2 protein-coding genes and 1 riboswitch are annotated in these 2,386 nt (G+C 59.5%); both genes read left to right on the top strand.

What is annotated here, in order from left to right; all coding sequences use genetic code 11:
• The coding region (locus DBR30_RS22555) for a methyl-accepting chemotaxis protein (protein WP_258224499.1) at nucleotides 1-444 on the top strand (444 nt) is incomplete at its 5' end.
• A 265-nt stretch (nucleotides 445-709) separates the two neighbouring features.
• Nucleotides 710-795: riboswitch (cyclic di-GMP riboswitch) on the top strand.
• Between the two features lie 65 nt (nucleotides 796-860).
• Nucleotides 861-2,282 (top strand): N-acetylglucosamine-binding protein GbpA, encoded by a 1,422-nt coding sequence (gene gbpA / locus DBR30_RS18755; protein ID WP_108540889.1) that lies wholly within the window; start codon nucleotides 861-863, stop codon nucleotides 2,280-2,282.
• Nucleotides 2,283-2,386: the final 104 nt, after the last annotated feature.

Raw genomic sequence — 2,386 nt, 5'->3', positions numbered from 1 at the left:
CGCACTCGCCAATCCACCGAAGAGATCCAGAGCACCATTGCCCAGCTGCAGCAACGGGCCGTCACCGCCGCCAACGCCATGGATACCAGCCGCAAACTGGCAGAGAGCAGCGTCAACCAGTCCCAGCAGGCGGGGCAGGATCTCACCCTGATCGTCAACCACATCCAGCATGTAAGCGACATGGCGACCCAGATCGCGACCGCCGCCGAGCAGCAGAGCATGGTGGCCGAGGATATGAACCGCAACGTCAGCGGCATCAACGACTCGGCGCTGGAGATGTCACAGTCCGCCTCGCAACTGGCGCAGGAGAGCGAACTGCTGGCCGGTCTCTCCCGCAGCCTTGATGAGCGGCTTGCGGTGTTCAAACTGGGCAAGGAGTCCGCCGCGGCGCCGATGATGGCGCCCCAATCTCCCCCCTCCGGAGAGCAGCGCGCCCGTCATTGATGGCGTCAATCCGTGTCGCCTTGTCACCCGACCTGCCAGCTCAGCTGGCAGGTTTTTTTACGCCGCAAAACACGCAGCAAGCATGCACCTTATTGGCATATTCAACGGTATTCGACGCCATTCACAAATAAGAGAACAATTTAAAAACAGTCAGTTAGAATGATTTGTGCGTCGCTGAACGATGTATTTAAACATTTAACTTCAAATAATTAATCAATGCGATGCACAATGGTGATGGCCGAACATTTGGCCCATCACTAACCATCTAGTCATTTGGCAAACTGACCGAAAGGTCGGGACGCAAAGCCTCCGGTCTACAGACGTTTTGTCCAGGATAGCGGGGTTGCCACACGCAAGTGTGCATCGGGGATCTCCCCGGCCAACTGACTGCCCACATCTATCGAACAGAGGAATGTATGGCAGCAAAAATCCAACTCAATCACATCGCGGCGATGCTGGCCCTGCTTACCAGCGGCAGCGCCCTGGCCCACGGCTACATCAGCCAGCCCGAGAGCCGCAACTACCTGTGCAAAACCGGTGGCAACAGCCAGTGTGGCGGCGTGCAGTGGGAGCCCCAGAGCGTGGAGGGCCCATCAGGCTTCCCGCAAACCGGCCCGCAGGATGGACAAATCGCCTCGGCGGGCAGCCCGCGCTGGAGCGAGCTGAACATCCAGACCAGCGACCGCTGGACCAAGCGTGAAGTACAGCCCGGCCCCTTCGCCATCAGCTGGACCTTCACTGCCAACCACGTCACCCGCAACTGGCGCTACTACCTCACCAAGCAGGACTGGAACCCCAACCAGCCGCTCACCCGCGCCTCGTTCGACCTGACCCCCTTCTGCGTCATCGACGGCAACATGGTGCAGCCGCCCAAGCAGGTGACCCACAACTGTGTCCTGCCGGAGCGCACCGGTTATCAGGTGATCCTCGGCGTGTGGGAAGTGGGCGACACCAGCAACAGCTTCTACAACATCATCGATGCCAAGTTCAAAGATGGTAGTCAGCCGCCGCTGGAGTGGAGCCAGGCAGGCACCATCTACCCCTCCATCGACCTCGCAGTGGGTGACAAGGCGATGACCCGGGTATTCGATGCCAACGGCGAGCGCCCTGAGCTGCAGACCGTACTGACCATCACCACCGCCGAGCAGGGCCAGAAGAACAACTGGGCCCATGCCCTCGCCAGCAAGATCAACGCCGAGCAGAGCCTGATCCGCGCCGGTCAGCAAGGAGCCGATGGCCAGTTCAATCCGGTCTACGGTATGAACCCCGTCTATCTGCATCGAGACAGCAAACTGGATCGAGTCGAGATTGACCTGCAACAGCTGCAGCCGCCGGTAGTGGACAGCATCAGCGTCAGCGGTCTGGCCAGCGACTATGTGCTGGACAACGGCAAGGCAACCCTCGATTTCACCGTCACCGCGCAGGGCGATCTGGCCATCACCAACACCCTCTATGACCACGGCGGCGTCGCCAAGGGTGAAAGCAGTGCCGACATCAAGGACAGCAGCCACACCTTCACCATGGCGCTGGAAGGGCTCAAGGCAGGTCACCACCAGCTGGTGATCAAGGCCACCCCGAAAGCGGGCGGCGAGACCATCCAGCAGACCATGGATCTGATGTTCAAGGAACAGAGCAGCGACGCATACGACTTCGTCTTCCCGAACTCGCTCAAATCCTATGCCGCCGGCACCAAGGTGCAACAGCCGAAAAATGGCAAGGTCTATCAGTGCAAGCCCTTCCCCTACAGCGGCTACTGCCAGCAGTGGACCACCACAGCCACCCAGTACGAGCCGGGCATCGGCTCCCACTGGCAGATGGCGTGGGATGAAGTGCACTAACCCACGCTTGGCCACATAAAAAAGGCTCTGTCCCAATTACGTGTTGAAAGGCTAATCTTGAAGTAGGCCATCACCTTGAGGTCTACCATCATGGATACCCCAGC

The organism is Aeromonas sp. HMWF017, assembly GCF_003061465.1.
Lineage (GTDB): Bacteria > Pseudomonadota > Gammaproteobacteria > Enterobacterales > Aeromonadaceae > Aeromonas > Aeromonas veronii.
The sequence above is the reverse complement of the archived record's forward strand: the minus strand, read 5'-3'. Positions and strand labels throughout refer to the sequence as shown.